This window comes from Tepidiphilus sp. J10, from assembly GCF_006980785.1.
GTDB classification, from domain to species: Bacteria; Pseudomonadota; Gammaproteobacteria; order Burkholderiales; family Rhodocyclaceae; genus Tepidiphilus; species Tepidiphilus olei.
In genome coordinates this window covers 115,001-140,330 of record NZ_SBHP01000002.1, presented here as the reverse complement: position 1 = coordinate 140,330, position 25,330 = coordinate 115,001, and the positions used below count along the sequence as shown (strand labels likewise).

Here is a 25,330-nt window from a genome sequence, read left to right as displayed (position 1 = left end):
TTTGTCAGACCCTTCCATACGCATCATTCAGCCGCACGATGTCATCCTCCCCCAGGTAGCTGCCCGTCTGCACCTCGATCATCACCAGCGGGATCACACCTGGGTTTTCCAGTCGGTGGGGCTGGCCTACTGGGATGTAGGTGGACTGGTTTTCGGTCAGCAAAAACGTCTCATCCCCTCGGGTGACCCTTGCGGTGCCCTGCACGACGATCCAGTGTTCGGCGCGGTGGTGATGCAGCTGCAAGGAGAGCTGCGCGCCCGGGTTGACCACGATGCGCTTGACCTGGTAGCGCGCGTCGGCGTGGATCGAGTCGTAGCTGCCCCAGGGGCGGTAGACCTCGCGGTGCTGGCGGTGCTCGGGGCGGTCCTGCGCCTGCAACCGCTGCACGATGTGGCGCACGTCCTGGGCCCGGTCGCGGTGCGCGAGCAGCACGGCGTCCTTGGTCTCCACCAGCACCACGTCGCGCACACCCACCGCCGCCACGAGGCGGCTGGTGCCGTGCACGTAGCTGTCGTGCACGTCGTGCAGCAGCACGTCACCGGCCGCCACGTTGCCGTCGGCGTCTTTGGCACCAATCTCCCACAGCGCAGACCACGACCCCACGTCGCTCCATGCCGCCTCCAGCGGCACCACGGCGGCACGGTCGGTTTTTTCCAGCACCGCGTAGTCGATGGAGTCGGCGGGGCAACCCTCCAGCGCCGCCCGGTCCAGCCGGGTAAAAGTCAGGTCCGGCCTGGCCCCGGCCAGCGCCTGCTCGCACGCCGAGCGCATCGCCGGGGCCAAGCGCCCCAGTTCATCCAGGTAGCGCCGCGCCCCCAGCACGAACATCCCAGCGTTCCAGTAGTGTGCCCCGCTGCTGGCAAACGCTGCGGCGCGATCGGCATCAGGCTTTTCGACGAAGCGCGCCACCGCGTAGCCGCCTTCCCCCAACGCCTCGCCACGCTCGATATAACCGTAGCCGGTTTCGGCGTGGGTCGGCACCACGCCAAAGGTGACAAGCCACCCCTGCCGGGCGAGTGCTACCGCGCGCAGCGCCGCCTGCTGGAAGGCGCCCACATCCCCCAGCACCTGGTCGGCGGAAAGCACAATCAACACCGCCTCGGGGTCCCGCTGCAGCGCGTGCAGCGCCGCCAGCGCAATGGCTGGCGCCGTGCCGCGTGCCACCGGCTCCAGCAGGATCGTGGCCTGATCCAGCTTCCCGATTTGACGCAGCTGCTCGGCCACCAGAAAGCGGTGTTCCTCGTGGCTGACGACGATCGGCCCCGCGCAGGGCAGGCCCTCCAGCCGCGCGAGCGTGGCCTGCAGCATCGTGCGCTGGCTGTCGGCCAGCGGCAGGAACTGCTTGGGGTGCAATTGGCGCGACAGCGGCCACAGCCGCGTGCCCGAGCCGCCCGCCAGAATCACCGGCACCAAGGTCATGTCGTGGATTCTCCCTGTTTCAACGTCGGCCATGCGCCTGGCGTCATCGGCGCTCTCAACGCTGCCGCACGTCGGCGGCGTGCTCACAAAACCAGGCGTAGGTCGCGCGCAGCCCCTCCTCCAGCCCGATGCGCGGCTGCCAGCCCAGCGCCCGGATGCGCGACACGTCGAGGAGCTTCCTCGGCGTGCCGTCGGGCTTGCTGGCATCAAACACGATGCGGCCGCGAAAGCCCGTCACGCGCGCAATCGCCTGCGCCAGCTCGGCAATCGTCACGTCCTGCCCGGTGCCGACGTTGAGGTGGCTGCGCATCGGCTCGGTCTGGCTGCGGTAAGCGGCCTCGTCCAGCCCCATCACGTGCACGCAGGCGGCGGCCATGTCGTCCACGTGCAGGAACTCACGCCGCGGCGTTCCGCTGCCCCACACCACCACCGCCTCGTCGCCGCGCCGCGCTGCCTCGTGAAAGCGCCGCAACAGCGCCGGGATGACGTGCGCGTTGTCGGGGTGGAAGTTGTCGCCCGGGCCGTAGAGGTTGGTCGGCATCACGCTGCGGTAGTCGCGCCCGTACTGGCGGTTGTAGCTCTCGCACAGCTTGATGCCGGCGATCTTGGCAATCGCATACGGCTCGTTGGTGGGCTCCAAGGGCCCGGTCAACAGCGCCTCCTCGGGGATCGGCTGCGGCGCATGCTTGGGGTAGATGCAGCTCGAGCCCAGGAACAAAAGCCGCTGCACCCCGGCCAGGTGCGCGGCGTGGATGACGTTGCACTCGATCACCAGGTTCTGGTGAATGAACTCGGCCGGATAGGTGTTATTGGCGTGGATGCCGCCCACGCGAGCGGCCGCCAGGTACACCTGCTGGATGGCGTGGCGCTCGAAAAAGGCGCGCACCGCCGCCTGGTCCAGCAGGTCCAGCGCCTCGCGGCCCGCCAGCAGCAGCCGATCGCCCAGCCCCAGCGCCTCGAGCCGGCGCACGATGGCCGCGCCCACCATGCCGCGGTGGCCGGCGACGAAGATCTTGCCTTGCGTCATCGCCTCACCGCTCCACCGCCACCGGCACCTCGTGCCCGTGCGCCTTCAAGAGGGCGTGGCGCTGGGCGATCTTCAGGTCCTCCGCCACCATCTCGGCGCACAGCTCGCGCGCGGTGACGGTCGGCTGCCAGCCCAGCTTCTCGCGCGCCTTGGTCGGGTCGCCCAGCAGCGTCTCCACCTCCGTGGGGCGGAAGTAGCGCGGGTCCACCCGCACGATCACGTCGCCCGGCTGGACGCACGGCGCCCTGTCGCCCTGCACCGCCTCCACCACCGCGCGCTCCTCCACGCCCCGGCCCTCGAAGCGCAGGGCGATGCCCAGCTCCTCCGCCGTCCAGCGGATGAAGTCGCGCACCGAATGCTGCTGCCCGGTGGCGATGACGTAGTCGTCGGGTGCCTCCTGCTGCAGCATCAGCCACTGCATGCGCACGTAGTCGCGCGCGTGGCCCCAGTCGCGCAGCGCGTCCAGGTTGCCCATGTAAAGGCACTTCTCCAGCCCCTGCGCGATGTGGCACAGCCCGCGCGTGATCTTGCGCGTGACGAACGTCTCGCCGCGGCGCGGGCTTTCGTGGTTGAACAGGATGCCGTTGCAGGCGTACATGCCATACGCCTCGCGGTAGTTGACCGTGATCCAGTAGGCATAGAGCTTGGCCACCGCGTAGGGGCTGCGCGGGTAGAACGGCGTCGTCTCGCGCTGCGGCACCTCCTGCACCAGGCCAAAGAGTTCCGACGTGCTGGCCTGGTACACGCGCGTCTTGCCCTGCAGGCCCAACAGCCGCACCGCTTCAAGGAGGCGCAACGCCCCCAGCGCGTCCACGTCGGCGGTGTACTCCGGGCTTTCGAAGCTCACCGCCACATGGCTCTGCGCCCCCAAGTTGTAAATCTCGTCCGGCTGCACCTGCTGCACGATGCGGATCAGGTTGCTGGAATCCGTCAGGTCGCCATAGTGCAGGATCAGGCGCGGCTGCTCCGTGTGCGGGTCCTGATAGATATGGTCGATGCGCTGGGTGTTGAAGCTTGACGCCCGGCGCTTGATGCCGTGGACTTCATAGCCCTGTTCCAACAGAAACTCGGCCAAGTAGGAGCCGTCTTGGCCGGTGATGCCGGTGATAAGTGCTCTTTTCATGCTTTGCCCATTACCTATGCGTGGCGTCTGGCGATATATTTTTTGCAAAGTCTTTTAAAAAACAGCGACACCAAAAAACAGCACGCCTAAACCCGGCTGCATATCTTGCGTGCTCGACAATCCGCGCATTTATCAATTTCGGATTGATAAAAATCCGCCCTCCCCGTTCGCGGATTGTCCGATGAAACTCTACGTGCTCACACACCTCTTGCCCTTGTTGATTTAATCCGACATACGCTGATGCGAGTGCAAAAGTCTTTTTGTAGATAGCAAGACCACCGAACGCAGAATCAACCTCAATCCAAGGTAAAGACTTGTCAATCTTTATCATTTTTGAGTAAACAGACCCAAATACGGACTGATACGCGCTCCCGCCTAACGATCTAATCATGGCAGCCTGTTCCCAACAGTCGCACGGCGACCACATAGAATGCCGCAAAGCCCAAATGTCGTAGTAGGGCCCATCTTGGTTCGCCGTGCAAACATCCCAGCCCTGCAGATCCCAGCAACTACGGACAGCCGCCGCAGTTAATTGCGAATTCACCCCATCCAAATCAGCAACAACCACATAGTCAACATCAGAACCCGCTGCTACACCTTCGGAAATTAGCTTCAAGTAATAATTGCGACAGTAGGCCAGCCTCTCGGTGCGTCGCGGGTACCGCTCCCGCAGATTGCCGAGCGATACATACGAAAAGCCCGCCACTTCTTTACGCAATCTCTCCAGAGCGACAACTGTGTCATCCGAACTGTCCGATTCGATAACAATAAAGCTAAGATTTTTTGCACCTGTAAACGCGCTTTTTAGCCTCAATATTTCAGTCGCGATACTTTTTGAGCAATTTCTGGCCAAACCAGCAATAACGAAAGAAGCCTCCTCAACGCTCATAACATCAGCCACGCTCTTCGTTTCGTGAAATCAACAGATAGTCAGACCAAGTCTTGGACTTCAGACCAGCGGACGCCAGCCGCGGAACTCGCAAAAAAAGCGCTTTACAAGACAGCCACAACCAATACGGTATTTTTCGATCCAACAGCATATGACAGGATACACCGTCCGTGTACAAGTACTTCCCGAACCGCTCAGCGATAAATTTGAGGGAACGCACTCTAAAGAACCCGAGGTGCTGACCATGATCTAGCCCATAATACCACCAATCCTTTGGCTGCGGCGGGGGATCAGAAATCAAACTCGTCGTAAAAAGAACATGGGGTGCAATCTTTAGCATTTCCGAAACTTCTTTGATCGGATACATAAAATGCTCAAATGATTCAAACGCCGTCACGAGCGCAGCCTGGCCACCTCTGTATTCAAACCCCCTTGCCAGAAGGTTCTCGCTGAAAGGATCGTACCAGAACGCATCAACCCCTTTGTCACGCAACATCCGAACCAAGAGGCCATAGCCTCCGGCGTAATCAACAACCATTCCGTCACGCCTACCTAATACGGTTAGAGTAGCGAGCACTAGCGCGATACTAGAAATATTTCTCCCTACAATACCAGTATCACTCATATTAATAGGCTTCGAATACGCCTCATCGAGCCAATACGGATGCTCCGTCTGCACATACCCGCAATTGTGACAATCATAGTATGAAACATCTCGCCCCAACACCTTCGCCTTGGTGAACGGAACCTGAAAACCAGCACCGCACAATCGACACTTCATAGTTTCTCACTTTAAATACTAAACCGGGCCATCTCGCAACAACAAAAGAGAGCACTGACAAATGTAAAAATCCAACTTCAGGCGTCAACTTTGATAAAATTCGTGAGCTTTCCTTTTAAGTATTGGAGATCGCTTAGAACTTCGTAGCTTTGCAACGCTCCTACTTGCCACCAACGATAGATCCCCCTATCTCTGGCAGCATGTATCGGATAAGATTTCAGCGCTTGCCAATCTGGAAAACGGCAATCATCTTTCCGGGGGTACCAATACTCATAAGCAGAAACAGTTTCTACTCCAGCCAGTTTGCACAAAATAGAAAATATCGATTGATCGTGACGATGATCTTTAAACTCCGGCGGGTTTGGTAAAAGTGATGGCGAATCATCGACTAACGAAAAGCCGCTACGGTAGACTTGCTGCCACTTTTCGATCAATTCTAGCGAACTCCGGCACTTCCGAATAAAAAAAATACCTGCGCCGATGGCGGGAGCATTCATGATATTTTCATTGGCTCTAACTCCGAAAAATTCCGCCAAGTCCGCCTTGCACCATACCTTCTCCCTTAAATCTGGCAGCCTGCGGCCATCATGAAAGCTGGGTGGAACGGCCTGAAACGCGAGAATTCCAGTACTCGATCTGTTTACGATGTCGATATAATCCAACAATCTCAACTTGCCCTGCTGCCTTAGGTGACAGCCAGTATCACAGTAGTGCAAGATATCCCCGTCTCTAAGCTGACGGAGCGTCTGCAATATAATTTGGGGTTTCCAGACCCAATAACCGTATCCTCGACTTCCCAATATGAGCCTTTCTTTAAATTCTTCCCTGAAGCCGAGGTCTAGCGAAGCCTCGTCTAGTGCAAGAACATAGTCATACACACCAAGTCCGTTAGCCTGCATGGTGATACGAGCTAACGCAGCGCGCATTCTGCTGTCAGCAAAGGTCAAAAAAATTTTTTTCATATACTAAGTAACACTAACCAGTGCTATTCTAATCACCATAATTAGGATCTTGTTATGCAGACTCTCTCAAGACTCTCGGGGCTTTCTTCAGAATTCGTCTCAGAAAAAAAATAATAAGCCGGGGAAAGCGCATTTCCCGGCCACCAAATGAAACGTCGAATACATAGCTATCCGCATCAGCATCTCGTTGAACCTGCGGAGGGTGGCTAATGGCCCCCAAGGCCATGGTCGGCCTATTCATATTTCGATCCGGCTCAAGCGGAGCATGTGTTCCATCAACACCGAAGCCAATGTTGGAGATCAGATTGACGTTCGGCGTGGCAGTCAGACCCCGGTGATACCAGACACAAGCCGTCCACGGATAATCCCACGTATCGATTCCGTCCCTTGCAACAACATCGAAAACCTTATCCCAGTAGCGTCGCTCTACCTTGTCCGGCATCCAAGCTGTCCACTCCTTCGACAAACGCCAGGCTGGCCAGAACGGTATGTCTCCTTGGTAGTGCCTCCACGCCCGCCGCCAGCTCGCCCAGCCCCAGACGTGGTTGTACTTGGAAAAGTAATAGGAGGCATCTCCGCGCCTGTGACCGTCCTGAAAGTTGCACCCAGTGATCGTCCAGACTCGCTCATCATTGGCATAGCGTTGCAGCAGCTCTTCACAAAAAGGAAAGAAGTCTGGGTGCGGAAGACAGTCGTCTTCGAGAATGATGCCCTGTTCCTCGTTTTCGAAAAACCACGTGATGCCACCCGATACGGCTCGCTTGCACCCCAGGTTCTCATCGCGGAAAAGCGTCTTCACCTCGCACGGCCAGTCGACGTTGGTGGCGATGCGGCGCACCTCCGCGCAGCGCTCGGCTTCCCCGGGGCGATTGGGGCGCGGGCCGTCGGCGGCAATGTAAAGACGCGGCGGGCGCGCTTGCCGGATGGCCTCGAACACTTGGCGGGTGGTGTCCGGGCGGTTGAAGACGAGAAAAAGCACGGCCGTGTTCAGCGGGCCGGGCGGGTTGAAGGTTTGCGCTTCGGACATCGGTCACTCTCGAAGGTTTGGCGTTCCGGGGCGGCGGTTACCGCTCCAATACTCGGCGGAAATAGGCCACGGTCTCTTTGAGCCCGTCTTCCAGGCACACCTTGGGCTCCCAGCCGAGCTTCTCCTTGGCCAGGCGGATGTCGGGCTGGCGCTGTTTGGGGTCGTCCACCGGCAGGGGGTGGAAGCTGAGCTTCGATTTACCGCCCACGATCTTGAGCACCTTCTCGGCCAGCTCCAGCATGGTGAACTCGCCGGGGTTGCCGAGGTTCACCGGGCCCGTGAAGTCCGCGGGGCTATGCATCATGCGCACGAAGCCCTCGATCATGTCGTCCACGTAACAGAACGAGCGCGTCTGCTGGCCGTCGCCGTAGATGGTGATGTCTTCACCTTTTAGCGCCTGGACGATGAAGTTGCTGACCACCCGGCCGTCATTGGGGTGCATGCGCGGCCCATAGGTGTTGAAAATGCGCACGACCTTGATCTCCAGCCGGTGCTGGCGGTGATAATCGAAAAACAGCGTCTCGGCGCAGCGCTTGCCTTCGTCGTAACAGGAGCGCGGCCCGATGGGGTTCACACGGCCCCAGTAGCTTTCCGGTTGCGGGTGAACTTCTGGGTCGCCATAGACTTCGCTTGTGGAGGCTTGAAAGATCCGTGCCCGCGTGCGTTTGGCCAAGCCCAGCATGTTGATGGCGCCGTGCACGCTGGTCTTGGTGGTCTGCACCGGGTCGTGCTGGTAGTGCACCGGCGAAGCCGGGCAGGCGAGGTTGTAGATCTGGTCAACCTCGACATAGAGCGGAAAGGTGACGTCGTGCCGCAAAAGCTCGAAGCGCGGGTGAGAGAGCAGGTGCCGTATGTTGTCCTTGCTGCCGGTGAAGAAATTGTCAACGCAGAGGACGTCGTGGCCATCCGCGATCAGCCGGTCGCAAAGATGGGAACCGAGAAAGCCGGCGCCGCCGGTGATGAGGATGCGTTTCGTGGCCATTATGGCTTTCATCATGTAGCCTCCATATTGGCCTTGTCTATGAAAAACACTGTGTTCACCTGCTTGGCAAAAATAGAATAACCTTGGCTCTTCATGTATTGGGCGACAGGGCCTTGATTTAGCTCGTCCAAATCCTTGCCAAGCACCTCAGCGAGGACTATTTTTGGCCTGTATTTTTCCCAGTCATTGGATTTAAGAACATCTAGATCAAGACCCTCCACATCCACACTCATAAAGTCAATTTTTCTGCCGCCTGCGTATTGCCTCATGATCTCGCGCAATGGGACCACCTGAACCTGAATGACCTCTTTTATGCGGTAAGGGCCATCAGAAGCATTTCGGTTTTCGGATAGCCTCTTCGAAAATCCATTCAAAGCAGGCTCATTAAAAACATAGTAATCAAGCACCCCTCTTTGTGCAGCTATACCCACTTCTAAACTAATATCTCTTGGTCGCCAACGCTTGAAAAGTTTCATGCTGCCCGGCATGGCATCTATATTGATTCCGAACCAGCCCAGGCGGTAAAAATAATACGTATTAGAAAAGCGTTTTGGATGGTGTGCCCCTACATCGACATAAAAACCATTTTCTTTATTTCCAAAAAACCGGCGCAATACGATGCCCTCGCCCTCTTGTGACCACGACTTGTTTACCCAGAAATCCCATCCGAAGCCGTCTAAACCACGCCGCACGATGTTTTTGAGCGGTTGAGGCGCCAAGTTTTTTAGCAGCTTAAACGCATCCATTTATGCGACCAGAAATCAGTGTTAATTTAGCCACCCGAAAGATCGAAACATCTTGGTAGGATCAAATGATCGCAACTTCATGTAAAATAATCTTCTTGTGTTTTTTCGAGCATAGTCTGCCAGAAAGTCGGCCACCGCATACGAAATGATTGTTGCTATGGCGGCACCGATTGCTTCAAACAATGGTATGAGCCAAAAATTTAGAGCCACATTGATGACGGCGCCAAGTATCGTCCGCTGAAGATCAATGACCGCATAGCCTTCGGCGACAATCCACCTAGATCCGGCCACGCCAAGAAATACAAAAACAGCCGCCCATATGTGAACCATCAAGACAGATCCAGCCTCTTTGTACGCATTCCCATATAAAAGTCCTACTACCGTATTCGAAAAAAATGTCATCGGGAGCGCCACCGCTAGACTCATCAAGACCATCAAATCAAAAAGCTTTTGCAGGCGAGCGTAATACTCATCCTCACCTCTTTTTTTCGCCTCGATGATCGAGGGGAATACGGAAGCTACAACGGCCATCGGAATGAAATACCACACTTCACTGATGCGCACGGCGGCGCTGTAGATCCCTACAGCTTCCTCACCAACCATCTGCCCCAGCATGATCTGATCGATCTTCATGTAGATCGAGATGGCCACGCCGGAGAGCATTAGCGGCCATGTATCCTTGAGCAAGCTCTTGGCGCGGCTGATGTTTGCTTGCAACGCTTGAAAGTTCAGCCCACGCCAGCTCAATATCACGAGCAGGATTACCGCCACCACCGCCGCCTCCGCCAATGTCGCCCACACGAAGGCGGTGAGGGAGGCTTGGGACAGGATCAGGCCCACCTTGACAGCGGCGAAGATGAGGAACACGCCGTTTTGCACCCAGACGGTGTATTTGGATTGCACTTGAGATTCAAACCAATAGACGGCGATTTCGCTGGCTTTGAAAAGCTGGATGGCGCCGAGGATGGCAACGATACTCCGGGCGAGCGGATCATCCGGCCGCAGGTAGGCGATGGTGGCGAGGATCAGCAGGTAAGAGACGAACCCGCCAATGAGCATGAGCACGGCGGCGGTACCGAGGGTGAGCGGTGCGCCTTGCGGGTCGCGCACGATGTCGCGCACGACGATGCCTTGCAGGCCCATGCCGGAGATGGCAGCAAACAGCCCGGTGAAGGCGAGCGCGAAGTTCAACAGGCCGAACTGTTCCGGCCCCAGGTAGCGGGCGATCCATACGCCGACCAGCAGGCCCACGCCCATGCGCAGCACCTTGTCAAGGAACAGCCAGCCGATGTTGTCGAGGATCTTGACGAGGTTGGGCCGGTGCGCGAGGCGGCGGCGGACGAAGGCGGGCACGAGGTTCATGGGCGGCGGCTCACATTCCCCAGACACCGATGATGCGGGCGCCCACCGTCTCGCTGCGGTGGAAGATCTTGTCGTCCCAGCTTCTGTCAGGCCGGCGGTCGAAGACGATGAGGTGCGCTTCTTCCGCGCCGCACTGGTCGGCATAGGCCGCCGTTTGGGCGAGTCCTTCTTCGATCGTGGCCTCCAAGCTCTTGTGCAGGATTTTGAGCTCCAGCACCACGCGCTGCACCGGGCCGAGGAAGCCCTCTTGTTCATTGAGTGGCCACTCGAGGAAGAGGTCGGTTCTTCGCCGTCCCAGCCCATACTCGCGGCTGATGCGCCCGCCGCCGTTGACGATGCGCTGCAGAAAGGCTTGCAGCAAGAGCTGCGGGCCGGCCTCCTTGTACTGGAAGCGCTCGATCCAGGCATCCGCATTCTCGCGGAAGAATTGCTGGAAGGCGGCAAGGAGCTTGGGGATGTCCAGCCTTCTGTCGTGCGGGCGGACATACCAGGCCTGCTCGTGGGTGATGCGGGTCTGCGTGGTGTAGGTGAGCTCGCGCGGGATGACTTCGCGGTAGATGCGGTTGGCAATGCGCCACTGCGGGCGGGATTGGATGAGGCCCAGATCCTCGACATATTGCAAGTCATCCAGCGGCACCTGGTCGTGCAAGGCGTCGGCCTCGCGGTCGTCGGCGGCGAGGATGGCCGCAATGACGCGGTGCACGCGCGGCTCCCGCAGCTTGTCGGTGAGCTGATCGAGGTGCGTGGCGCGGCTCTGGATCAGCCGCTCGCGCGCGGCCTTGTAGCGCTCCAGCGTCACGGGCAGGCTGCGGTTCTTGCGCAGCTCTCGATCTTCCCACGTGCACTCGTGCCCCAAGGCGTTCACCAGCCACGGCTGGCCGCGGGTGTCTTCCCATAGCTCGGGCCAGATCGCCTCGTCAAAGCGTTGGCCCGTCGCAATAGTGAGGGCGAGGTCCGTGAGGCTGATCTCGTCGTCGTAGGCAGTGAACGCTTGGGTCGTGGTGGGGTCTTGCGGCAGGGGTGAAACCATGGAAAAACGTCCGGTGGAGAGCTTAATCGGCGGCAAGTATACCTCATCTCCACTCGGGTGGGATTCAGGAACGACGCCGGCACGAGCGGTTTCGCTGACGTCGAGGCCAGGGCCGAGGCGCTGCTCGCGCTATAATCTCTAGCTTTCGTCCCCCGATTCCATTGGTGCCATGTCCCTCGACAAAAGCTTCGAACCCAAGGCGATCGAATCGCGCTGGTATCCCTACTGGGAGGAACACGGCTACTTCCGCGCCGGTTTCGATCCGAGCAGAAAAAATCCCTATTGCATCCTGATGCCGCCGCCCAACGTCACGGGCACGCTGCACATGGGGCACGGCTTCAACCAGACCATCATGGATATCCTGGTGCGCTGGCGGCGCATGAGCGGGGACAACGTGCTGCTGCAGCCGGGTACCGACCATGCCGGCATCGCCACCCAGATCGTGGTCGAGCGCCAGCTCGAGCGCGAGGGGCTCACGCGCTACGATCTGGGACGGGAGAAATTCCTCGAGCGCGTGTGGCAGTGGAAGGAATATTCCGGCGGCACCATCACGCGGCAGATGCGGCGGCTGGGCACTTCGGCCGACTGGACCCGCGAGCGCTTCACCATGGACGAGGGGATGTCGCGCGTGGTGCGCGAAGTCTTCGTCCGGCTCTATCGCGAGGGGCTCATCTACCGCGGCAAGCGCCTGGTCAACTGGGATCCGAAGCTGCGCACGGCGGTCTCCGATCTAGAAGTGTCGGCTGAAGAGGAAGAAGGGTTCCTCTGGTCCCTCCTCTACCCCTTCGCCGACGGGCCCATCGACGGGCAACGGGGCGTGGTGGTGGCCACCACGCGGCCGGAGACGCTCTTTGGCGACGTGGCGGTGATGGTGCATCCGGAAGATCCCCGCTATCAGGGGCTCATCGGCAAGGAGGTGATCCTGCCGCTGGTGGGCCGGCGCATTCCCATCATCGCCGATGCGGCCGTGGATCCGAGCTTCGGCACCGGCTGCGTGAAAGTGACACCGGCGCACGATGCCAACGACTACGCCGTGGCCCAGCGCCACGGGCTGCCGCTGATCAGCATCTTCCGGCTCGATGCCCATCTGAACGACCAGGTGCCCGAGCCTTACCGCGGGCTCGACCGGTTCGTCGCCCGGGAAAAGGCCGTGGCCGAGCTGCAGGCGCAGGGGCTTTTGGTCGAGGTGAAGCCGCACAAGATGATGGTGCCGCGCGGCGAGCGCACGGGCGTGGTGCTCGAACCCATGCTCACCGACCAGTGGTTCGTGGCCACCACCAAGCCCGGGGCGGACGGCAAGTCGCTCGCGCAAAAGGCGCTCGAAGTGGTCGAGGACGGCAGCATCCGCTTCTTCCCCGACAACTGGGTGAATACCTACCGCCAGTGGCTGGTCAATATCCAGGATTGGTGCATTTCGCGCCAGCTGTGGTGGGGGCACCAGATCCCGGCGTGGTACGCCGACGAAGATCCGGCCGAAAATCGTCGCTTCTGGGTGGCGCACGACGAGGCGCAGGCCCGGGCGCTTGCCGCGGCCGAGGGCTACACGGGGCCGCTCACGCGCGACGCGGACGTGCTCGACACGTGGTTCTCTTCGGCGCTGTGGCCTTTCTCCACGCTCGACTGGACGCCGGAGTATCCGGCCAAATCCAACCCGGCGCTCGATCTCTACCTGCCCTCTTCGGTGCTGGTCACGGGTTTCGACATCATCTTCTTCTGGGTGGCGCGCATGGTGATGATGACCACCCACGTCACCGGCAAAATTCCGTTCAAGCACGTCTATGTCCACGGCCTCATCCGCGATGCCGAGGGGCAGAAGATGTCGAAGTCCAAGGGCAACGTGCTCGACCCGATCGACCTCATCGACGGCATCGACCTGGAATCGCTCATCCAGAAGCGCACCACCGGCCTGATGAACCCGAAACAGGCCGCATCGATCGCGGAGCGCACGCGCAAGGAATTCCCCAACGGCATCCCGGCGTTCGGTGCGGATGCCCTGCGCTTCACCTTTGCCTCGCTCGCGAGCCCCGGGCGCGACCTCAAGTTCGACCTCGGCCGTTGCGAGGGCTACCGCAACTTCTGCAACAAGCTGTGGAACGCGACCCGCTTCGTGCTCATGAACGTGGGCGAGCGCCTGCCGCAGACGCCCGCCGCGCCCGAGGCGCTGGGCTTTGCCGAACGCTGGATCGTCTCCCGCCTGCAGCGGGTGGAAGCGGAAGCGCAGCGCCACCTCACCGACTACCGCTTCGACCTCTACGCCAAGGCGCTCTACGAATTCGTCTGGGACGAATACTGCGACTGGTACCTGGAACTTGCCAAGGTGCGTCTTGCGCAAGGAGACGAGGCGGTGCGCCACGCCACGCGCCGCACGCTCATCGACGTGCTCGAAGCCGTGCTGCGGCTGCTGCACCCGGTGATTCCTTTCATCACCGAGGAGCTCTGGCAGCACGTAGCCCCCGTGGCCGGGCGCAAGGTGAGCGACTCGATCATGGTGGCGCCCTACCCCGTCGCCGAGCCCGGGCGGCTCGACGAAGCGGCCGAGCGCGAGATGGCGCTCTTCCAGGCAATCACGCGGGCGGTGCGGGGCTTGCGCGCCGAGATGAAGCTCAACCCGGGCGAGCGCGTGCCGCTGGCGGTGGCGCTGGGCGAGGCGGCCGACGAGGCGCTCGCGGCGACGATCGCCGGGTTCGTTCCCTACCTGCAGGCGCTCGCACGGCTCACGGAAGTGCGCACGCTGGCGCGCCTACCCGAAGATGCGCTCGCGCCGGTGGCGGCGGTGGAGACGCTGCAGCTCATGCTCGACGTGCCCATCGACGCCGCCAAGGAGCGCGAGCGGCTTGCCAAGGAGATCGAGCGCCTGCGCGCCGAGATCGCCAGGGCGAAGAAGAAACTGGAAAACCCCAGCTTCGTGGAACGCGCGCCGGCCGAAGTGGTGGCCCAGGAGCGCGAGCGCATCGAGCGCTTCAGCGCCACGCTCGCGCAGCTCGAACCGCAGCTCGCGCGCCTCGAGCGGCATTTGGGGAGGGGGTGATTAGCGCCGCACCAACACGAATTCGTATTCCCCCTCCCCGACTTCGTGCGCCACTTCCAGCACGTTGCCGCTTTGGCGCGCGAAGGCGGAGAAATCTTTCATCGAGCCGGGATCGGTGGTCAGCACCCGAAGGCGTTGCCCCGAGTGCAGCGTGGCGAGTGCTTTTTTCGTGCGCAGGATGGGCAGTGGGCAGCGCAACCCGCGCGCGTCGAGTTCGAGATCGGCGTCTACGACCACGATGTCCTCCGGAATTTGACGCGATTTGCTCACGTCGGTTAGAATAGCACTTCTTCTTTGGAGATGTGGCCGAGAGGTCGAAGGCACTCCCCTGCTAAGGGAGCATACCGGCAAAACCGGTATCGAGGGTTCGAATCCCTCCATCTCCGCCAACATCCAAGCCCCTTCTCCCGCAGCATCGAGGCGGCCGTGATGAAATATTGTTCCCTTTGCGGCCATCCTTTGCGGGTAGCCGTCCCCCCAGGCGACAATCGACCACGGCACGTATGCGGTCACTGTGGCGAGGTGCACTATCAGAACCCCAACGTCGTGGTGGGCGCCATCGCTCGCTGGGAAGATCGCGTCCTGCTGTGCCGCCGGGCGATCGAGCCGCGCTTGGGTTGGTGGACCCTGCCGGCCGGTTTCATGGAAAACGGTGAATCCACCATGGAAGCGGCCATGCGCGAGACTTGGGAAGAGGCCGGGGCGCTCATCGAGGTGGAAGACCTACACGCGCTCATCGACGTGCCGCCCATCCAGCAAGTGCACCTCTTCTACCGTGCGCGTCTGCTTCGGCTCGACATCGCTCCGGGCGAGGAAAGCCTGGAAACCCGGCTGTTCCGTCTGGACGACATCCCTTGGGGCGAACTGGCTTTCGAAACGGTGCGCCTGGCGCTGCGCCACGAGGTGGAGGCGCCCGGCGGGGGAATCCTGGTGACCTCGCTGGGAGCGAAAGGCTCGCCGGATCAGCGCCAGAGGCGCACTTCCCCTACGGCATAGCGCTGCGCGAGCGGTCGCGTGGAATGCACCCCTTCTTCGTAGCTCAGGATTTCGAATCCCGTGGCACCGCGGCGCGTGACGATTTCTTGGGCAGCGCGGCGAAACACGGTGTAGGCTTCGCCTTGCCCGCCCGTGGTGAGCGTGCGCATGTTCATGCGGATGCGGGCCACCTTGGCGTCGGGTGATTCGAGCACCTGGATGCGCCAGTTGGGCTCGAAGGGGTCGTAGAGGGCATAGGCGATGAGCGCCGCGCCCCCGAGCTGACGGAGCAAGGCGGTGTGGGAGACGGAGGTGGCCGAGGAGGCTGCGCCGGCGCCTCCGCCCGCCGCTGCATCTCCCCCGGCCGCGGTGACTCCGCCGTCGATGTTGAGCGACGATTCCGACAGGATGAGGGCGCTCCCCGCGGCCCCGGCGAGCGGCGCGTCGTATTTGCCCCAGTCCACACTCGAACCGGCGCAGCCGGTGAGGGTGAGCGCGAGCAGCGCGGTGAGCGGAATCGAGCGGCCGAGGGTGCGCATCGTGCTCTCTCAGAGGTATTGGAAGAGCGAGAGATTGGCCACGCGTACGAAGGACTGCTGCGCCGCCTGCAGGACGAGCTGCTGCTGGGCGAGCCGGCTCAGGGCTTCGTTGTAGTCCAGATCTTCGATGCGCGAGCGGGCAGTGGCGTAGTGCAGATCGAGCGTCTGCCCGGCATAATCGAGCGAATCGAGCTCGGCGCGCTGCGAGCCGACCTTGGATTGATATACGGCGATGCGTTCCATGAAAGCGTCGACCATGTCGAGGCCGTAACTCGTGGGATCCGGAGCGCCCGTGTCGGGATCCAGGTATTCCAGCGGTAGCGTCGTCGTTGCCGAGGTGGCGGGGTCGATGGCGTCGATCGCGGTCTTGAGGCGGTTGAAGAACTCTGCCGGGGGATAGGTCGCCGGCGTTCCGGGTGTATATAAGCTCTGATCCGCTTCGAAGAGCCCCCCTCCCCCCGCCGCCGAACCGGGGATGCCGATGTCCATCTGCCGCTCGGGGCCGACTTGCATCTGTCGGGTGCCGGCATCGCCCTGGTAATAATAGAGATCGGGCGTGTCTGGGTCGCCATCGTGGTCGCCGAAAACGATCGGCGGCGTATCGTTCTTGTAGCCGGCGAACAGGTATTCACCCTGTCCGTCCTTGCTGTTGGCGAGCGCGACGAGGTTGTCGAGCTGGCTACGCAGGTCGGAAGCGATCGCCGCCTTGTCCTGGGCGCTGAGCCCGCCGTTGCCCGCCTGGATGAATTTCTGCCGCATGTATTGCAGCGTGTCGGTCATGGTGGAGAGCCGCGCGTCGGTGAGCGCGAGCTGATCCTTGGCGTAGCCGATGTTGGCGATAAACTGCTTGTTCACGCTTTGGGATTGCTGCAGCTCGAGGCTGCGCGCAGCGCGCACGGGGTCGTCCGAGGGGCGAAGCATCTTGCGCCCCGTGGCAACCTGCAACTGGGTTTGCGCGAGCTGCGTCTGGTTGTTCTGCAGGGCCGCGATGTTGCGGTCGAAGATCTGGGAAGTGGAGATGCGCATGGTCGTTCTCCCGGTCAGCTGGCGATGGCGAGCACGGAATCGAAGAGCCTCTGTGACATCTGCATCACCTTGCTCGCGGCCAGATAGGCTTGCTGGAAGCGTATCAGATTGGCGGCCTCTTCATCCAGATTGACCCCGGCGAGACTGTCTCGCTGCGCCCGGATTTGCTCGTGCAGCGCCTGGGAAGCGGTGGCGCCATTGATCACCTCGCTCGCCTTGGCGCCGACCGCAGACACGGTGCGTGCGTAGACGCTTTGCAAGGTTGCGGTGGGCTGGCCGGAGGCGTTAGCGTAGAGAAATTTCTCGGTCTGGATGGCGGCGAGCGCCAACGCGTTGCGATTGTCGGCCGGACCACTTCCAGGAGCGAGCGTACCGGTCGGGTCTTCTTCCGCAGCGGCGATCTGACGGGGATCGGTGATCGCCACGCCGATCTTGGAGGCGGCGTTACGGTACGGCGAGATGACGGCGGTCTCGCCGGTTTGCAGGGTCACTCCGGAGAAGTCGAGACCGTCGATCACGGAGTTTGCCGAAACATCGAAGACCTTGCCGTCGCTCTGCCGCGTCACCCTGAGCGTACCATTGCTGTTGCTCAGAATGTAGGTATCTGGGCGAAGCGCCCCAAGATCGACCGAAGAGGCAAACGGGACGGTAACGGTGCTGCCGGCCGAACCGGTGGTCGTCGCGGAGAGATCGATTCCGGAAAAATAGGCGCTCCCGGTCGATCCATCCAATCCATAGCCCGACGCATGCACTTCGTTGAATTTCACTGCGAGAGCGAGCGCAAGAAAACCGAGCTGGTCTTGCACTGGCTCGAGCGTGTCGCGCCTGAAAGCGAGCATGGCGCCCAGTTCGCCTCCGGTGATGAGTTGCTCGGGGAGGATTTGAGCCGCTCCGGTGCCGATCTGGTATGTGACCTGGGTGCGCATGGGCTGCGCGGGATCGGGCCGGGTGGCGAGCGTGGCGCTCTCCATTCCCTGCACCAGCGCCTGCCCGTTGCCGATGAACACGTTCATGATGCCGCGATCATCGACCACCGCATGGACGTTGACGAGCTTGGAGAGTTCGGCGAGCGCCTGGTCGCGCTGATCGAGCAGGTCGTTAGGCGCGGCGCCGTTGCCCACGCCGAGCGCCCGCGTGATTTCCTGGTTGAGCCGGGCGATTTGTTGCCCGTACTGGGTGATCTGCTGGGTGGCAAGTGAGACGTTCTGTTGCAACGCAGCATCGATCTCGTTGATCCTGCCCGAGAGCAGGTGGAAACGATTGACCAGGGCTTCGCTTTGCGAGAGCATCGTCTGCCGCGCGGGGATGCTGGAGGGGTTGTTCGCCACTTCGTTCACGGAGTCGAAGAACTGCGCCATGGCCGAGGAAATCCCCAGATCCGGGTCGGCGATGAGATCGTCGATCGGTGCGATGAGGTCGCGATAGCTCTGGTAGTAGCTCGCCTGGCTCTGCGATTGCAGCAGTTGCCGCTGCAGGAACTGGTCGTAGCTGCGCTGCACGTCCACGACGCGCGCGCCCTGCCCTACGTAGCCGTAGCCCATGTACTGCGACGGCTGGGTGGTCTGCACCGCACTCTGGCGGCTGTAGCCGGGCGTGTCGGCATTGGCGATGTTGTGGCTGGCGACGGTGAGCTTGGCCTGCGCGGCCATCAGCCCGGTCAATCCGATGTTGAGAAAATCGGCCATGGTTTGCTCCCGGCGCGAAGAAGATGTCGCCAGTAAACTAGCAATTTATGTGCCATGCTTTCGAGATCAACCGGGCAAGGCCGCGCGGAAGCGCTGGTCCTGCAGGATGGAGACGATCTTGTCGGCATAGCGGGGATCGGTGGCGTAGCCTCCGCGCACCAGCGCCGCGGCGAAGTCACGCGGTGTACGGCTGCCGGGGACGTAGGCATAGCGCTCGTTGTTCTGAATGAGGCGAACGTAATCGTCGAAGGCGGCGGCGTAGGACGAATAGACGCGGAATTTCGCGTTTTCGGTCACCGCCCGGCCGTTGTCGTATTCAGTAACCGGCAGGGTCACGGTCGGCCCGCGCCAGCTGCTGCCCGCTTTGATGTTGAAGAGATTGTGGCTGGAGCGGCCATCCGGGGTGCGGATGACGGCGCTCCCCCACCCCGTCTCGAGGGCCGCCTGGGCGACGAGGAATTCCGGCGGTACGCCCAGTTGGGCCGCGGCTCGCCGGGCCTGTGGCAAGGTCTCCTGCACGAAGCGACGGATCTTCTCCGGCACCGACGTCTCGTTCGTCTCTGCGCGGCGCACCGCCGAGGCAGTCTCGGCCAAGGCGGGGAAGAGGGGGGTGGGGTCGTCTTGCGTCAAGGGCACGAGCGGCACGGCCTCGTCCCCGACCTTGCCCGAGGCACCGCCCAGGGCGGCAAAAAAGCCCTTTTCTTCCAGCGCAGCGGCTTCCTCCGTTGCCACGCCTTGCCGGTTTCCGGCAGGATTTGCCGGGCGACGCAGCACGTTGGCGAGTGAAAAACCTCCGCTCGGGGGGAGTTCGCCCTGCTCACCGACGCCCGCGGCAGACGCCGCGGCTTCGTTCTGATTCCCGAGACGCTGTTGCAATTGCCGCGCGAGCATCTCACCGAGCCCGATGCCGCGGCCCATGGCGAGATTCTGGGCGAGCTGCTGGTCACTCATGTCCTGAAAGGTCCGCTCGCCATCGCTCGAGGTGAAGGCGTTGGCGGGCACGGTGGCACGCATGGCCTTGAGCATCTGCTGCAGCATCACCGCCTCGAACTGTTTGGCGGCAGCGCGCAACGCTTCGGGCGAGTCGCCCTGACGCGCCAGATTCTGCAGCGAGCGCAGGGAACGCGGATCGAAGGCGGGAACGCTCGGCACGCTCATCTTCCCTCTCCCTATCAGATCACTTCGAGGTCGGCCCGCAGGGCGCCCGAAGACTTGAGCGCCTGCAAGATGCTGATGAGATCCATGGGGGTGGCGCCGAGCGCATTCAGCGCCTTGACCACGTCGGCCAGATTCGCGCCGCCCTTGACGTCTTGGATCACGGCGACGGGCTGCTCGATCTCCACCCGCCCCTGCTGGGCCGCCACCGCAGCTCCACCGGCAAACGGCGTATCCGGCTGGCTCACCGCCAGATCCTGTCCGATGGTGACCTTGAGGCTGCCGTGCGCCACCGCTACGTGCTGCAGCGTCACGGCCTGATTCATCACCACGGAACCGGTGCGGGAGTTGACCACCACCTTGGCGCGTTGTACGTCGGGCTCTACGGTGAGGTTCTGCAGGCGGGCGAGAAACGCAATACGCGCGTTGGGGTCGGGCGGAGGGCGAACGGCGATGGTACGGCCGTCGAGCGCCTGGGCAGTGCCGAAGCCGAAAGCGGTCTCGATCGCCCGCACGATCTTTGCGGCCGTGCCGAAATCCATTTCTTCCAGCTCGAGCTGGATGATCTCGGATTGAGCGAAATTGTTCCCGACTTCCCGCTCCACCGTCGCGCCCGCCGGAATGCGCCCGGCCGAGAGATGATTGATCTGCTGCGCCGCGCCCCCGGATCGTGCGCCGGCCCCGCCGACGACGACGTTGCCCTGAGCGATGGCGTAGATCTGCCCGTCGGCCCCCTTGAGCGGCGTCATCACCAAGGTGCCGCCCTTGAGGCTCTTGGCGTTGCCCAGCGACGAAACGGTCACGTCGATGCGCTGGCCTGCGCGAGCAAAAGGCGGCAGTTCGGCCGTGACCATGACGGCAGCCACGTTCTTGAGCTGCATGTTGCCCGGCGGCAGGTTCACGCCCAGGCTGCGCAGCATGTTGACCACGCTCTGCACGGTGAACGGCGTTTGCGTGGTCTGGTCGCCGCTGCCATCGAGCCCCACCACCAAGCCATAGCCGACGAGCTGGTTGTCGCGCACCCCCCCGATCGTGGCGAGATCCTTGATGCGCTCTCCGGCAGCCCATGCCGCACCGAGTCCGAAGAAGCCCAAGGTGCAGACGAGCGCCACGGCGAGGAGCGTTCGCCCGGAGAGGAATTCGCGCACGCGTAAAGTCCCATTCATGACCAATTCCTCAGAACGGCAGGAAGTTGAGGAAGAAGCGCTGCAGCCAGCCCATGCGTTGCGCCTCGTCGATGTAGCCGCTGCCGACGTATTCGATGCGCGCATCGGCCACTGCGGTGGATTCGACCGAGTTCCTGCCGCTGATGGTCACCGGATCGACCACGCCGGAGAAACGGATGTACTCCCGCCCCTGATTGATGGCCAGCTGCTTTTCGCCGGAGACGAGGAGATTGCCGTTGGGGTAGACGTCGATCACGGTGACGGTGATCGTGCCCTGGAACCTGTTGTCGGCCGAGGCGCCGCCCTTGGCTTCGAGGCTTTGATCGGACCCGGCCTTCAGACTCAGCCCGGCCAGGCCCGACAAGGGAAGACGCGTCATTCCGCTGATACCGGCTTCCGAATTGATGTTCCGGCTGGCATTGGCCCCGGTGTTCTTCCTTGCCGAGGTATTCTCGACGAGGTTGATGGTGAGCGTGTCGCCCACGTAGCGCGGTTTGCGATCCTCGAAGAGCGGACGCACGGCGCTTGCCTGATAGATGGCGCCGTTGTTGGGCGGCGCGGACTGAGGCGCCGGACGCGCCGTCATCGGTTGATGCACGATGGCAGGCGGCGTGGTGTCGAGCGCCGCACAGCCCGACAGCACGAGCACTCCGAGCAGCAGCCACGGGTTGGCGCGCTCGAACGGGGCGCGCAAGGTCGCGGTTCGCCGTCTCATGGCCATTCCCCCTTACAGCTGGGTCAGACGCCCCAGCATCTGATCCGAGGTCTGCACGGCCTTGGAATTGAGCTCGTAGGCGCGCTGGGTGATGATCATGCTCACCAGTTCCTCGGCCACGTTGACGTTCGAGTTTTCCACGTAGCCCTGATTGAGCACGCCGGCGCCGTTGTTGCCGGGAATGTTCACCGCCGGCGGGCCGCTCGACTGCGTCTCGGCGAAGAGGTTCTCGCCCAGCGCCTGCAGGCCGCCTTCATTGACGAAGGTGACGAGCTGGATCTGCCCCACCTGTACCGGCGCGACCGCCCCTGGCTGCAGCACGCTCACCACGCCGTCCTTGCCAATAGTCACGGAGAGGGCGTCCGGGGGAATGTTGATCGCATCGGCCAGCGGATAGCCCGAGGCGGTGACCACGTTCCCCTGATTGTCGAGCTGAAAGGATCCGTCCCGCGTGTAAGCGAGGGTGCCGTCGGGCATTTCGATCTGAAAGAAGCCTCGCCCCTGGATGCCGATGTCGAGCGGGTTGCCCGTCTGTTGCAGCGTTCCCTGAGTGAAGATGCGCGCCGTGGCCACGGGGCGCACGCCGGTGCCCATCTGCAGGCCGCTGCCGATCTGGTTTTGCTGCGTCTGCTGCGCGCCCGGTTGACGCAGCGTCTGATAGAGCAGATCCTCGAACACGGCACGCTGGCGCTTGAAACCGTTGGTCGATACGTTGGCGAGGTTGTTCGAGATGACGTCGAGCTGGGTCTGCTGTGCGTCGAGCCCCGTGCGGGCGATCCAGAGCGAACGGATCATGATCGTTCTCCTATGGGCGCCGCCACGGTCGAGGGAAACGGAGCGGCGCGGTTGCTACGTTGCATGATTTCATCTTACGTCCGCCGCCTCGCTGCTCGTCGCTGGAAAACCGGCGTTTTGCCGCCTCATTTCCGCCGGCTGCTCCCTCAGCGCGCCGGCGAGAGGATGGCCGAGGCCCGGGCGTCGTTCTCCTGGGCGGTGGTGATCGCCTTGGTGTTCATTTCGAACTGGCGCGAGAGAGCGATCATGCGCACCATCTGATCGACGAGCGAGACGTTCGATTTCTCCACGTAGCCGGCTTTCACCGCCACGTTGGGATCGGGAGGCGATCCTCCTCCGCCCTGCAGGCGGAAGAGTCCGTCGTCTCCGCGCTGCAGGTTCTCCACCGGGGGATTGACCAGCTTGAGCCGCCCCACGACTTCCACGACCTGGGTGTCGGCCGGGTCCATGGCCGAGATCGTTCCGTCCTGGCCCACGAGAAACTCCCGATCCGGCGGCAGCGCGATCGGCTGATCATTCTCGCCGAGCACCGGCTGGCCGCCGGGCAACTGCAGGATGCCGTTGGGGCTCAATTGGAAATTGCCGGCGCGCGTGTAGGCTTCGCCGCCGTCGGGCGTCTGCACGGCGAACCAGCCAGGGCCTGCGATCGCCACGTCGAGCGGCCGCCCGGTGTAATCGAGCGGGCCGGATTCGAAGTTGGTCGCCACGGTGGCATCCACCGTGAAGGCGCGCGAGGGCAGCGCCTCGGTCTGCACCTCGACCGCGCGCAGCCGGTGCATCGCCTCCTTGAACCCGGCGGTATCCACGTTGGCGAGGTTGTTCGCCACCGCCCCTTGCTGCTCCAGGGTGTACTTCGCGCCGGTCATGGCGATGTAGAGCATGCGATCCATCGCGGTCCTCCTTCAGCGCCGGGTATCAGCGCAGATTGATGATGGTCTGCAGGATCTGATCCTGCGTGCGGATCGACTGGGCGTTCGCCTGATAGGCGCGCTGCTGCACGATCATGTTGACCAGCTCGGCGGTGAGATCGACGTTGGAGGCTTCGACCGCACCGCCGCTGATGAAGCCACGCGTGCCCGCGCCGGGCGTTCCCGCCACACCCGGCCCCGATTCGAGCGAGGCAATCCACAGGTTGTCGCCCATCGACACCAAGCCATTCGGATTGCGGAAGGCAGCGATCGCCACCGTCCCCACCGTGATCACGTTACCGTTGGTATACCGCGCCTGGATCTGACCGGTAGGCATCACCGATACACCCGCCAGCTCCCCAGCGGGAACGCCATCCTGGCTGATGGTATTCACGGAAGATGCGAGGGCGAATTGGGTCGCTGTTAAATTGATATCGATCGTGCCATCGCTTGCTCCCACAGGTCCACCAATCGTTGCGCCGTTGGCCAATGTAATGCCGCCAAAAGACAAAGGTGACCCGCCGGTCAATGCCCCCGATGCATCGAATGTCAAAGTCCCCAGCGATGCTGGCGTCCCCGGCGGAGTGAGCGAAGGATCCGTTACCGTATCACCAGAAAGGGCACCGTACACATCCCAAGTCGATGGGTTTCCCGAAGCCGTTCTCACAAAATACAAATTCAAATTATGCGCAATCCCAAGCGAGTCATAGGTCACGACCGTCGTAGAAAAATTATAGGTTTTGGGATCATTGGGGTCGAATGTTCCAGTCATGACCGACTGGTTGGCATCCAGATTGAACGTCATGCTGACGGTCGAAGTTTCCTTCGGCGTCCCGGTATCGTAGGGCACCTTGATCGGTACCGCATCCCCGGCCCCAGCGGTACCGGGATAGCCGAGCAGCTGGTAACCCGTGGCCGTGGTCACGTAGCCGTCCTTGTCGAGCTGGAACTCCCCGGCACGGGTGTAGAACGTCTGGTTGTCGCCCAGCACGGGGCGCTTCACCATGAAGAAGCCATCGCCGTTGATCGCCATGTCGAGCGAATTGCCCGTCTCGGTGATGCTGCCCTGGCTGAAATTCTGCCGTACGGCGGCCACGCGCGAGCCGCTGCCCACCTGTTTGTACGGATCGGCGCCGAGCGTGGAGGAATAGACGTCGGCGAACACCGTCTGGCTCGCCTTGAAGCCGCTGGTGTTGGCGTTGGCCACGTTGTGGCTGATGACGTCGAGCGCCTGCGAGGAGCTGGATAGGCCGCTCAAGCCTTGTTGGAATGCCATGATTTTCTCCTTTGTCAGATGATCTGCTTGACCTCGTCGAGGGTAAAGATACCCAGATCACCCACCTGGAGGTCGATACTCTTGGGGCCCTTGACCACGCCAGTGACCTGGCCGAGCTGCAGCGGCCTGGCATTGACCGTGTCGCTGCCGTTCTTGGCCTCGACCTTGATCTTGTAAATGCCGGGCTGGGCGGTTTGTCCGTCGTCGGCCTTGCCATCCCAGACGAAATTGTGGCTACCGGCGTCGAGCGATCCCAAATCGAGCGTGCGCACGAGCACTCCGGCCTGATCCGTAATCGTCACCTTGACACTGCTCGCCGCCAGGGGCAAATCCACCCCGGCGATGCCTCCTGAATTCGTGAGCATGATCTGGTTGCCGGCCACCAGCACCCCGCGCCCCACGAGCGACGCCATGTCGGTCATCTGCGCCGTGCCTGCGAGCTCCGAAACGAGCTGGTTGAGTTTCTCGATGCCCTGCACCGTGCTCATCTGCGCCAGCTGTGAGGTCACCTCGGCGTTGTCCATGGGGTTCAGGGGATCCTGGTTCTTGAGCTGGGTGGTCAGGAGCGTGAGGAAGCGGTTCTGCATGTCCTCGACGGCACCGGCCGTTACGCTCTTGCTCGTCTCGCGCTGGCCGTATTGCGCCAGGATGGAATTCGCCGTGGTGGCGGTAGAAGAATTGATCGTGCTCATCGTCCGTCTCCGGTGGGTTCG

24 protein-coding genes and 1 tRNA gene are annotated in these 25,330 nt (G+C 61.9%); 3 read left to right on the top strand and 22 right to left on the bottom strand.

The features are described from left to right. Positions 1–4: 4 nt before the first annotated feature. The 11 genes from EPD81_RS05300 to EPD81_RS05250 form a co-directional block, all read right to left on the bottom strand. Positions 5–1,453: a mannose-1-phosphate guanylyltransferase/mannose-6-phosphate isomerase gene (locus EPD81_RS05300; RefSeq protein WP_304649913.1), complete on the bottom strand. Its 1,449-nt coding sequence runs from the start codon at positions 1,451–1,453 to the stop codon at positions 5–7. A gap of 22 nt (positions 1,454–1,475) precedes the next feature. Beyond that, the gene (locus EPD81_RS05295) at positions 1,476–2,447 is read right to left on the bottom strand and encodes a GDP-L-fucose synthase (protein WP_142804408.1); all 972 of its coding nucleotides are present in this window, start codon (positions 2,445–2,447) and stop codon (positions 1,476–1,478) included. 4 nt (positions 2,448–2,451) lie between these two features. Beyond that, complete coding sequence (gmd, locus tag EPD81_RS05290; RefSeq protein ID WP_142804407.1) at positions 2,452–3,570, bottom strand: GDP-mannose 4,6-dehydratase; 1,119 nt, start codon at positions 3,568–3,570, stop codon at positions 2,452–2,454. 10 nt (positions 3,571–3,580) lie between these two features. Further along, positions 3,581–4,459: a hypothetical protein gene (locus EPD81_RS05285; RefSeq protein WP_185955364.1), complete on the bottom strand. Its 879-nt coding sequence runs from the start codon at positions 4,457–4,459 to the stop codon at positions 3,581–3,583. A gap of 4 nt (positions 4,460–4,463) precedes the next feature. Further along, positions 4,464–5,084, bottom strand: a complete 621-nt coding sequence (locus tag EPD81_RS05280; protein ID WP_255446489.1) for a class I SAM-dependent methyltransferase — start codon at positions 5,082–5,084, stop codon at positions 4,464–4,466. 233 nt (positions 5,085–5,317) lie between these two features. Further along, positions 5,318–6,202: a hypothetical protein gene (locus EPD81_RS05275; RefSeq protein WP_142804404.1), complete on the bottom strand. Its 885-nt coding sequence runs from the start codon at positions 6,200–6,202 to the stop codon at positions 5,318–5,320. A gap of 52 nt (positions 6,203–6,254) precedes the next feature. Next, a complete protein-coding gene (locus EPD81_RS05270; RefSeq protein ID WP_142804403.1) occupies positions 6,255–7,229 on the bottom strand; it encodes a glycosyltransferase family 2 protein in 975 nt (324 codons plus the stop codon). A gap of 37 nt (positions 7,230–7,266) precedes the next feature. Next, complete coding sequence (locus tag EPD81_RS05265; protein WP_221929228.1) at positions 7,267–8,226, bottom strand: UDP-glucuronic acid decarboxylase family protein; 960 nt, start codon at positions 8,224–8,226, stop codon at positions 7,267–7,269. Continuing rightward, entirely contained in the window at positions 8,223–8,957 is a 735-nt protein-coding gene (locus tag EPD81_RS05260; protein ID WP_142804402.1) for an FkbM family methyltransferase, read from the bottom strand. The genes EPD81_RS05265 and EPD81_RS05260 overlap by 4 nt, the downstream gene beginning before the upstream one ends. A gap of 21 nt (positions 8,958–8,978) precedes the next feature. Beyond that, positions 8,979–10,319: a flippase gene (locus EPD81_RS05255; RefSeq protein WP_142804401.1), complete on the bottom strand. Its 1,341-nt coding sequence runs from the start codon at positions 10,317–10,319 to the stop codon at positions 8,979–8,981. Positions 10,320–10,329: 10 nt separating this feature from the next. Next, the gene (locus EPD81_RS05250) at positions 10,330–11,349 is read right to left on the bottom strand and encodes a hypothetical protein (RefSeq protein ID WP_221929227.1); all 1,020 of its coding nucleotides are present in this window, start codon (positions 11,347–11,349) and stop codon (positions 10,330–10,332) included. Positions 11,350–11,518: 169 nt separating this feature from the next. Here EPD81_RS05250 and EPD81_RS05245 point away from each other — a divergent pair, with 169 nt between their 5' ends. After that, positions 11,519–14,377 carry a valine--tRNA ligase gene (locus EPD81_RS05245; RefSeq protein WP_142804400.1) on the top strand — a complete coding sequence of 953 codons (2,859 nt, stop codon included), beginning with the start codon at positions 11,519–11,521 and terminating at the stop codon, positions 14,375–14,377. Here the strand turns inward: EPD81_RS05245 and EPD81_RS05240 are convergent, their stop codons facing one another. Continuing rightward, entirely contained in the window at positions 14,378–14,647 is a 270-nt protein-coding gene (locus tag EPD81_RS05240) for a sulfurtransferase TusA family protein (RefSeq protein ID WP_221929226.1), read from the bottom strand. Positions 14,648–14,673: 26 nt separating this feature from the next. On the opposite strand from EPD81_RS05240, the gene EPD81_RS05235 reads away from it, so the two are divergent. Together EPD81_RS05235 and EPD81_RS05230 are read left to right on the top strand one after the other, a co-directional pair. Beyond that, positions 14,674–14,766, top strand: a tRNA-Ser gene (locus EPD81_RS05235). Between the two features lie 40 nt (positions 14,767–14,806). After that, a complete protein-coding gene (locus EPD81_RS05230) occupies positions 14,807–15,373 on the top strand; it encodes an NUDIX hydrolase (protein WP_142804398.1) in 567 nt (188 codons plus the stop codon). On the opposite strand, the gene EPD81_RS05225 is transcribed toward EPD81_RS05230, so the two are convergent. The 10 genes from EPD81_RS05225 to EPD81_RS05180 form a co-directional block, all read right to left on the bottom strand. Next, positions 15,340–15,891, bottom strand: coding sequence for a hypothetical protein (locus EPD81_RS05225; RefSeq protein WP_142804397.1), 552 nt, complete (start codon positions 15,889–15,891; stop codon positions 15,340–15,342). The two genes, EPD81_RS05230 and EPD81_RS05225, sit on opposite strands and share 34 nt — an antisense overlap. A gap of 9 nt (positions 15,892–15,900) precedes the next feature. Further along, a complete protein-coding gene (flgL, locus tag EPD81_RS05220) occupies positions 15,901–16,917 on the bottom strand; it encodes a flagellar hook-associated protein FlgL (protein ID WP_142804396.1) in 1,017 nt (338 codons plus the stop codon). Between the two features lie 14 nt (positions 16,918–16,931). Beyond that, positions 16,932–18,602 (bottom strand): flagellar hook-associated protein FlgK, encoded by a 1,671-nt coding sequence (gene flgK / locus EPD81_RS05215; protein ID WP_142804395.1) that lies wholly within the window; start codon positions 18,600–18,602, stop codon positions 16,932–16,934. 66 nt (positions 18,603–18,668) lie between these two features. Continuing rightward, entirely contained in the window at positions 18,669–19,760 is a 1,092-nt protein-coding gene (gene flgJ, locus EPD81_RS05210; protein WP_142804394.1) for a flagellar assembly peptidoglycan hydrolase FlgJ, read from the bottom strand. A gap of 14 nt (positions 19,761–19,774) precedes the next feature. Beyond that, positions 19,775–20,923, bottom strand: coding sequence for a flagellar basal body P-ring protein FlgI (locus EPD81_RS05205; protein ID WP_142804393.1), 1,149 nt, complete (start codon positions 20,921–20,923; stop codon positions 19,775–19,777). 10 nt (positions 20,924–20,933) lie between these two features. Further along, positions 20,934–21,638, bottom strand: a complete 705-nt coding sequence (locus EPD81_RS05200; RefSeq protein ID WP_142804392.1) for a flagellar basal body L-ring protein FlgH — start codon at positions 21,636–21,638, stop codon at positions 20,934–20,936. A gap of 12 nt (positions 21,639–21,650) precedes the next feature. Continuing rightward, positions 21,651–22,433 (bottom strand): flagellar basal-body rod protein FlgG, encoded by a 783-nt coding sequence (flgG, locus tag EPD81_RS05195; protein ID WP_142804391.1) that lies wholly within the window; start codon positions 22,431–22,433, stop codon positions 21,651–21,653. A 146-nt stretch (positions 22,434–22,579) separates the two neighbouring features. Continuing rightward, positions 22,580–23,323: a flagellar basal-body rod protein FlgF gene (gene flgF / locus EPD81_RS05190; protein ID WP_142804390.1), complete on the bottom strand. Its 744-nt coding sequence runs from the start codon at positions 23,321–23,323 to the stop codon at positions 22,580–22,582. Between the two features lie 25 nt (positions 23,324–23,348). Continuing rightward, positions 23,349–24,617, bottom strand: a complete 1,269-nt coding sequence (flgE, locus tag EPD81_RS05185) for a flagellar hook protein FlgE (protein WP_142804389.1) — start codon at positions 24,615–24,617, stop codon at positions 23,349–23,351. Positions 24,618–24,631: 14 nt separating this feature from the next. After that, a complete protein-coding gene (locus EPD81_RS05180; RefSeq protein ID WP_142804388.1) occupies positions 24,632–25,309 on the bottom strand; it encodes a flagellar hook assembly protein FlgD in 678 nt (225 codons plus the stop codon). Positions 25,310–25,330: the final 21 nt, after the last annotated feature.

Bases quoted from the DNA above. Each gene is read 5' to 3' on its own strand.
- EPD81_RS05300 (WP_304649913.1), bottom strand. From the start codon at position 1,453: ATGGCCGACGTTGAAACAGGGAGAATCCACGACATGACCTTGGTGCCG.
- EPD81_RS05295 (WP_142804408.1), bottom strand. From the start codon at position 2,447: ATGACGCAAGGCAAGATCTTCGTCGCCGGCCACCGCGGCATGGTGGGC.
- gmd (WP_142804407.1), bottom strand. From the start codon at position 3,570: ATGAAAAGAGCACTTATCACCGGCATCACCGGCCAAGACGGCTCCTAC.
- EPD81_RS05285 (WP_185955364.1), bottom strand. From the start codon at position 4,459: ATGAGCGTTGAGGAGGCTTCTTTCGTTATTGCTGGTTTGGCCAGAAAT.
- EPD81_RS05280 (WP_255446489.1), bottom strand. From the start codon at position 5,084: ATGAGTGATACTGGTATTGTAGGGAGAAATATTTCTAGTATCGCGCTA.
- EPD81_RS05275 (WP_142804404.1), bottom strand. From the start codon at position 6,202: ATGAAAAAAATTTTTTTGACCTTTGCTGACAGCAGAATGCGCGCTGCG.
- EPD81_RS05270 (WP_142804403.1), bottom strand. From the start codon at position 7,229: ATGTCCGAAGCGCAAACCTTCAACCCGCCCGGCCCGCTGAACACGGCC.
- EPD81_RS05265 (WP_221929228.1), bottom strand. From the start codon at position 8,226: ATGATGAAAGCCATAATGGCCACGAAACGCATCCTCATCACCGGCGGC.
- EPD81_RS05260 (WP_142804402.1), bottom strand. From the start codon at position 8,957: ATGGATGCGTTTAAGCTGCTAAAAAACTTGGCGCCTCAACCGCTCAAA.
- EPD81_RS05255 (WP_142804401.1), bottom strand. From the start codon at position 10,319: ATGAACCTCGTGCCCGCCTTCGTCCGCCGCCGCCTCGCGCACCGGCCC.
- EPD81_RS05250 (WP_221929227.1), bottom strand. From the start codon at position 11,349: ATGGTTTCACCCCTGCCGCAAGACCCCACCACGACCCAAGCGTTCACT.
- EPD81_RS05245 (WP_142804400.1), top strand. From the start codon at position 11,519: ATGTCCCTCGACAAAAGCTTCGAACCCAAGGCGATCGAATCGCGCTGG.
- EPD81_RS05230 (WP_142804398.1), top strand. From the start codon at position 14,807: ATGAAATATTGTTCCCTTTGCGGCCATCCTTTGCGGGTAGCCGTCCCC.
- EPD81_RS05225 (WP_142804397.1), bottom strand. From the start codon at position 15,891: ATGCGCACCCTCGGCCGCTCGATTCCGCTCACCGCGCTGCTCGCGCTC.
- flgL (WP_142804396.1), bottom strand. From the start codon at position 16,917: ATGCGCATCTCCACTTCCCAGATCTTCGACCGCAACATCGCGGCCCTG.
- flgK (WP_142804395.1), bottom strand. From the start codon at position 18,602: ATGGCCGATTTTCTCAACATCGGATTGACCGGGCTGATGGCCGCGCAG.
- flgJ (WP_142804394.1), bottom strand. From the start codon at position 19,760: ATGAGCGTGCCGAGCGTTCCCGCCTTCGATCCGCGTTCCCTGCGCTCG.
- EPD81_RS05205 (WP_142804393.1), bottom strand. From the start codon at position 20,923: ATGAATGGGACTTTACGCGTGCGCGAATTCCTCTCCGGGCGAACGCTC.
- EPD81_RS05200 (WP_142804392.1), bottom strand. From the start codon at position 21,638: ATGAGACGGCGAACCGCGACCTTGCGCGCCCCGTTCGAGCGCGCCAAC.
- flgG (WP_142804391.1), bottom strand. From the start codon at position 22,433: ATGATCCGTTCGCTCTGGATCGCCCGCACGGGGCTCGACGCACAGCAG.
- flgF (WP_142804390.1), bottom strand. From the start codon at position 23,323: ATGGATCGCATGCTCTACATCGCCATGACCGGCGCGAAGTACACCCTG.
- flgE (WP_142804389.1), bottom strand. From the start codon at position 24,617: ATGGCATTCCAACAAGGCTTGAGCGGCCTATCCAGCTCCTCGCAGGCG.
- EPD81_RS05180 (WP_142804388.1), bottom strand. From the start codon at position 25,309: ATGAGCACGATCAATTCTTCTACCGCCACCACGGCGAATTCCATCCTG.